Source organism: Pseudomonas sp. Colony2, assembly GCF_019382755.1.
Taxonomy (GTDB): domain Bacteria; phylum Pseudomonadota; class Gammaproteobacteria; order Pseudomonadales; family Pseudomonadaceae; genus Aquipseudomonas.
In genome coordinates, this window is sequence record NZ_CP080030.1 from 4,820,816 (window position 1) to 4,821,534 (window position 719).

At 55.2% G+C, this 719-nt stretch carries 1 protein-coding gene; it reads left to right on the forward strand.

Annotation, left to right across the window (positions count from 1 at the left end):
- Positions 1 to 133 precede the first annotated feature (133 nt).
- Positions 134 to 719: helix-turn-helix domain-containing protein (locus tag JV201_RS29820; protein ID WP_374707372.1), on the forward strand; the 586-nt coding region annotated here is incomplete at its 3' end.

Genomic DNA, 719 nt, shown 5'->3' on the forward strand with positions numbered 1-719 from the left:
GCGAGGCGCCGACAGGCGGGGCAGAGCGCTTTGGTTACTTTGCCGCTTTTTGTACGGACCGGACACATGGTTGACGGGTGTACGGGGACATGGTGGACACTTTTCGGCGAGCTAACTACGCCGGAAAACCATCATGCCCTGGAATACGAGAGACGCCATGAGCCTGAAAAAAGAGTTCGTTGCCTTAGCCCGGCAACCCGGCAGCAATAAACGAGAACTGTGTCGACGGTTCGGTATCAGTCCCCAAACCGCGTACAAGTGGCTCGGTCGCTACGAAGAACAAGGCCAGCAAGGTCTGCTGGAGAAATCCCGCAGGCCAGCCACTAGCCCAAAACTTACCGAGCCCGCGCTGGAGACTGAAGTCTTGGCAATTAGGCGGGAGCATCCAGCCTGGGGCGGCCGCACGATCAGCAATCTGTTAGATAAGCGTATCGCTCCTAGCACTGTCACCAATGTCTTACATCGCCATGGTTTGGTTCAAACGGTCCCAAAAGAGTTACAGGCAGCAAGGTTGAGGTTTGAACACGACGCGCCCAATGATCTTTGGCAGATGGATTTCAAAGGGCATTTCCCAACGCAACAAGGCCGATGCCATCCGCTAACTGTTTTGGACGACCATTCTCGTTTCAACTTGGCAATCAAAGCCTGTGCCAACGAGCGCACAGCCACGGTACAGGAGCAGTTGATCGCGGTTTTTCGGCGCTACGGTTTACCAGCTC